This window comes from Metasolibacillus meyeri, from assembly GCF_003049505.1.
Taxonomy (GTDB): Bacteria; Bacillota; Bacilli; order Bacillales_A; family Planococcaceae; genus Metasolibacillus; species Metasolibacillus meyeri.
Map to the genome: position 1 here is coordinate 1 of NZ_PYWN01000182.1, position 5,681 is coordinate 5,681.

The 5,681-nt window shown below is 37.8% G+C and carries 5 protein-coding genes and 1 riboswitch; all 5 genes read right to left on the reverse strand.

The annotated features are described in order from the left end of the window. Positions 1-762, reverse strand: a 762-nt coding sequence (locus C9J34_RS20080; protein ID WP_238600732.1) for an ABC transporter ATP-binding protein, incomplete at its 3' end; no start/stop codon positions are given. A gap of 10 nt (positions 763-772) precedes the next feature. Further along, positions 773-1,546: an ABC transporter ATP-binding protein gene (locus C9J34_RS20085; RefSeq protein ID WP_107841954.1), complete on the reverse strand. Its 774-nt coding sequence runs from the start codon at positions 1,544-1,546 to the stop codon at positions 773-775. A 14-nt stretch (positions 1,547-1,560) separates the two neighbouring features. Beyond that, positions 1,561-2,358 carry an ABC transporter permease subunit gene (locus tag C9J34_RS20090; protein WP_238600733.1) on the reverse strand — a complete coding sequence of 266 codons (798 nt, stop codon included), beginning with the start codon at positions 2,356-2,358 and terminating at the stop codon, positions 1,561-1,563. Between the two features lies 1 nt (position 2,359). Beyond that, positions 2,360-3,313, reverse strand: coding sequence for a nickel ABC transporter permease (gene nikB, locus C9J34_RS20095; RefSeq protein ID WP_238600734.1), 954 nt, complete (start codon positions 3,311-3,313; stop codon positions 2,360-2,362). A 163-nt stretch (positions 3,314-3,476) separates the two neighbouring features. Further along, positions 3,477-5,084 (reverse strand): nickel ABC transporter substrate-binding protein, encoded by a 1,608-nt coding sequence (gene nikA, locus C9J34_RS20100; protein ID WP_238600735.1) that lies wholly within the window; start codon positions 5,082-5,084, stop codon positions 3,477-3,479. Positions 5,085-5,212: 128 nt separating this feature from the next. Further along, a riboswitch (cobalamin riboswitch) is annotated at positions 5,213-5,381 on the reverse strand. Between the last annotated feature and the right edge of the window lie 300 nt (positions 5,382-5,681).

Here is a 5,681-nt window from a genome sequence, read left to right on the forward strand (position 1 = left end):
CAAAATAGCATTATGTAATTCTTGTGATGCGGGGTGCTTGTATGTGCCGCCCTTTGCAATTTCCTCCACTAGCTGGCCATGCTGCATGACAAGGATACGGTCTGACATAAAACGTGTTGCTCGCAAATCATGTGAAATAAAAATGTAGGAAAGGTGCAGCTCTTTTTGTAATGTTTGTAGCAATTGGATAATCGTCTTTTGCAAAATCATATCAAGGCTACTAATGGCCTCATCTAAGACAATAAGCTTAGGCTTTAAAGCAAGTGCCCTTGCGATGTTGACTCGCTGCTGTTGTCCCCCACTTAGTTGTGAAGGATAGCTGTCCACTATCGTCTGTGGCAATTCTACACATTCAAGTAATTCCTTTATTTTTTGCTGTCGCTCTGTTTTGTTATAATGCTCAAAATTTAGAAATGGTTCTTCAAGTATTTCATAAATTGTTTGCTTTGGGTTAAACGAATGATAACTATTTTGAAAAACAGCCTGCAAATCACGGCGCACCATCTTTTTTTGTTTGCTAGTTGCCTCGTATAAATTAACGCCCTGAAAAAGCACTTCGCCGTTTTTAGGTCGCTCCATTCCTAAAATAATACGACCTAATGTACTTTTTCCTGAGCCACTTTGACCAACAATCCCAAGACATTCGCCCTCTTGAAGTGAGAACGTCACTTTCTGTAATACGGAAATCTCCTGTCTACGTTGGAATAAGGAGGGCCTTTGAACGTAATGCATATCGATGTTTTTTACTTCTAGCAGTGTCATTTTTTCACCTCTAAAATAGCATTCTTGCCTGTAACAGCTTTTTTGTATAGTCATGTTGTGGGGCATCAAATAAATCATAGACATTCGTGTGTTCAATGAGTTGTCCTTGATACATGACAGCTACATCATCAGCTAGCTCAGCAATGACACCCAAATCATGTGTGACGAGAATAATTGTCGCTTCTGTTTCTGAGCGTATGCGATTAAACAATGTTAATATTTGTTTTTGATTGATTGTATCAAGAGCTGTTGTTGGTTCATCCGCAATATACAGAGAGGCTTGCATCGCCAACGATAAGGCAATCATCACTCGCTGCAGCATGCCTCCACTCAATTGAAAAGGATAATAGTGCAAAAGTTGCTCTGGATTAGGTAGCTGGACTTCATGCAATGCTTCAAGGGCAATCTGTCTCATTTCTTTTTTTGTCAGCTTAAAATGAGCTTTTAATGTTTCTCGAAAATGGCTTTCAATCGTTTGAATTTGATCGAAGGCGGTCGCTGGGTTTTGCAAAATCATGGAAAGATGTCGCCCGCGATAAGTTCTTAGCTTTGCAGCAGAAGTATGCAATAAATTGTCATGCTGATATAAGATTTCACCTTGTATGACCTGTGCTACAGGCGGTAAAGTTTGCATGATTGCATGACAAAGCATGGATTTTCCGCTCCCACTTTCTCCTATAATACCTAAGACACGTTTTTTATAGGCTGTTAGATTAATCGCATTTAAGACATTTTTTTCTCCAATTTGTACTGTTAAGTCTTTTACTTCTAAAACTTTCTCCATAGCTTCCCCTTTATTCATTGTTCTTCCTTCATACTACTTGCCAATTGGTTAAACAATAACACAACAAAGATGATGGCAAGACCTGGATAAAGCATAAATTCAGGATGTTGACGTATGTATTGTTTACCCTCATTCACCATCATGCCCCATTCTGGAATCGGGGCTTGCACACCTAATCCGATGAAGGAAAAGCCAGCGATTTCTAAAATTACTTTCCCTACATCCAACGTAACAATCGTGGCAACAGGTGTCAAAATGTTGGGTATATAATGGCGGATGATTAATTTGCTACCTGTCGTACCAGTAATTCTAGCGGCTTGCACAAAATCTTTTTCATTCAATCCAATCAATAAATTTCTAATGATTCTTGCATAATAAATGAATTGTGTAAAGATAAGGACGATTAATACATTTTTTAAACTAGGTCCTAAAATACCTAAAAGCCCGAAAGCCAATACAATCGTTGGAAAAGCTAATAAAATGTCACATACGCGAATAAATAGAAAATCGATTAGACCTCTTTTCAATGCGACAAAAGCCCCTAGCAGTACAGCTAACAGAGTGGCAATTAGTTGAATAATAAGTGCTGATCCTAATGAATAACGAATACCTAAAAGTAGACGAGACCAGACGCATCTTCCTAAATGATCTGTTCCTAATGGATAGTCCCAAGAAGGAGATGAAAACTTCTGAGATATATCAACAGCTAACGGATCATGGGGCATTAAAATTGGTGCAAAGATACCAAGTAAACCAATCAACATCAGGAGGGTTAAACTCAAGAAGCCCGTCATCTTCATTCTTTTTTTCATCTTATGCTCTCCTACCCTTCATCATCAGATGAGGGTCCAATAGACGATGCAATATATCTGTACATAAATTAGTCAGCACATAGATGACAGCAATAATTAAAACATAGCATTGTACAACTGGATAATCCCTGTTGATAATTGATTCTATTAAAAATCTACCAAGCCCTGGCCAGCTAAAAACCTGCTCTACGATGACAGCACCACCTAATAAATGACCAAGTGTCATACCTAACAAAGAAGTCAAAGGAATCACAGCATTTCGCAAAACATGGCGAATGAAAATCACTGAGTTTTTCAATCCCCTTAGTTGTGCATATTGGACATATTGCTGTTTTAGTTCCTCTAAGATCGATGAACGGATGAACTGCACGAACAGACCGATTGTTGGCAAGGCTAATGCGAAAGCAGGTAAAATTAAATGAGCGAGTGTTCCCTTCCCATTGGTTGGAAAGATGCCTAATTTTAAACTAAATAGATACAGTAGTAAAAAACCTAACCAGAATGTTGGAATGGAAACACTTAATATAGTAAAGAGCCGAATGATTTTATCAATAATTGACTGCTTATATAACGCGCTGATAATGCCTAAAGGGATACTAAACCCTAGTATAAGAATAAACGCAGTGAAAGCCAATTCAATCGTTGCTGGCAATTTAGCAAAAAGCTCCTGTGCCACTGGTAATTTACTAACAAAAGATAGTCCGAAATCTAGTTGTAGCACCCCTTTTACCCAAAGTAAATATTGCAGAAAAAATGGTTGATCTGTTCCTAGCTCCTCACGTAATGCCTGAATAACTTCCTCTGTTGGGGCAACTCTTGCCAATCGAAGAATGACCTCAGCAGGCTCTACGGGAACTAAACGAATAAATACAAAGGTCAGGATGGATACCCCTAATAAGACAAACGGCAATGTCAATATTCTTTTTAAACAAAACATCCATGTTGATTCATACATCCTGTCACTTCCTACTTCATCCTATGATAAGGATTGTCTCTTTTTCAGTACAAAGGAGCCGTCTCAAAATAACTTTTCAGACGGCTCCCTTTATCGTGTATTCACAATCGTAAAATGGGTATCCATAGCCTGTCAGAACCCAATTGGTCGTTTCACTTTAGTTTTATTTATCCATTTGTGCATATGGAATATCATACTCCGATGCACGTGGTGCGAAATCCTTCAGATATGGCTGATAAATCACATTATTTATTTCATAAGATAAGGGATAGAATACGGCTTGGTCATGGAACATCGTTAAAATATCTGTGTAAAGCTGTACGCGCTCCTCTTCATCTGTTCCCACTAACAATTGCTGGATTTTAGCATCGATTTCTTTGGCATTTGGTAAGCCTAATTTTGCCTCGTAAACACCATTCGCATTGGCTGTAGCTGACTCATTAGCAAAGCTATGTGGATCGGTTGGTGGGCCGTTCGTTCTCCAGAAATTAATATCCACCTGATCATCCATTAATTTTTGCAGACCAACCATCACATCTGCGCCTTCTAAATTCAATTGCACCCCAATCTTAGCTAGTTCCCCTTGCATTAATTCCGCCATTGGCTTTTGAATCGCATCTGTTGCGATATAAATTAAATCCAGTGATAGGGGCTGTCCGTTTTTCGAACGAATTTTTTCGCCATTCTGTAACGTCCACCCTGCTTCATCTAGCAATTGTTGCGCTTTTTCTGGGTTATATAAGATAGGTGCTAATTCAATATTGGCATACGGAATTGCATCCCAAAAGAGCGTATTCGCTACTTTTTCTGTACCGTGTGTAATGCTCTCCACCATTTGTTCCTTATTGATGGCGTATTGAATCGCTTGACGTACTTCTAGCTCCGCTAACGGACCTGACTGTGTATTGAACAGCAATGCTTTAGTAGACAAAGGCTCAGATGCAGCTGTTTTGTATTTACTGCTATCATTCAAATACGTATAGCTATCTAAATTAATAATGCCACGACCATAAATTATATCTAATTCTTCATTTTCGAATGCTAAAGCAATCGATTCTGCATCAGGGATAATTTGCACTTTAATTTGCTCTACAAGAGGCTTTTCTCCCCAATAGTTTTCATTGCGGCTAAATAAAGCATATTCATCTTTTTTGTATGCTGTTAATACCCATGGACCTGTTCCAATAGGTGCTTCAATCGCATCTTGTGTTGCATCGCCTACTGGGAATCCATTGTCCCCTAAAAAGCGGAAAGGTCTTACAAAAGCAAGTTCATTTAAAACAGGATAATATGGCTCGTCCAATTGCAGACGAATTGTAAAATCATCCACTTTTACAACCTCTTTTATATGGTTGACCATCCCCATCCAAGAGTGCATATCTCGATTTGCTAATATGGCATCGAAGTTACGAATCACATTATCCGCATTAAAAGCTGTCCCATCAGAGTATGTAACATCTTTTCTTAAATGAAACACATATGTCATTTTATCTTCTGAAATATCCCAGTTTTCTGCTAGTTTCGGGGTGATTGTTCCATCATCATTGTATTCCACCAAAGATTCATAAACCATTGCTTGCGCGGTCATTTGATTAGGTAAATAGGTATGTGGATTCAGTGGGCCAACATCTAATGGCCAACCAATCGTAATCATTTTCTCATCTGTTTGCTGTGGTGCTGTTTCTCCCTTTTGCCCTGTGTTTGTACAACCAGTAAGTATACTGAAAGTCAAGACAAGGATGAAAGGAAGCAAATGCTTTATCAATTTCATTTTTTCTCTCCTATTCTCTATTCCTCTACTCAAGAAGGCAGAAAAAAACCTTATTCTAAAAAAGAATAAGGACAGAAAAACACACAGTAAGCATGTTTCCATCCATCTCCCTATCTTTCGTAGATCATCAATGAATCTTCTTACAAGCAGGCATTCTGGCTCATGAATCACGGCTTTACTTCAGTTATTGAAGCAAAGCCCCTCATTTACAGTTGCGGGACAGCATAGGATTTACACCTATTTTCCTTTTAATTGAATGAAAAACTTTTCACTCGAACTTGTAATGATTACTATGAAATTAGTAATAAGCATAGCACGCTTAATTGTACGCGTCAATTTGGTTTTGTGAATGCAAAAGGAGTCTAATAATGGTATTGAATTTTACATTAGCAACCACCCTATATAGCATATTAATATGTAGCGAAATCCTAGATACTTATATTAACTTCACTACTATATTAAAATCCGTAATTATAATTAACAATGCTTTATTCATATACATTCTGTTTGTAAATTTTACTGAAGTTAAAAAACATTACTAGAATATTTTGACTTTTATTAAAAAGAAGCGAATAATAAAATAGTAGAGCACTTACT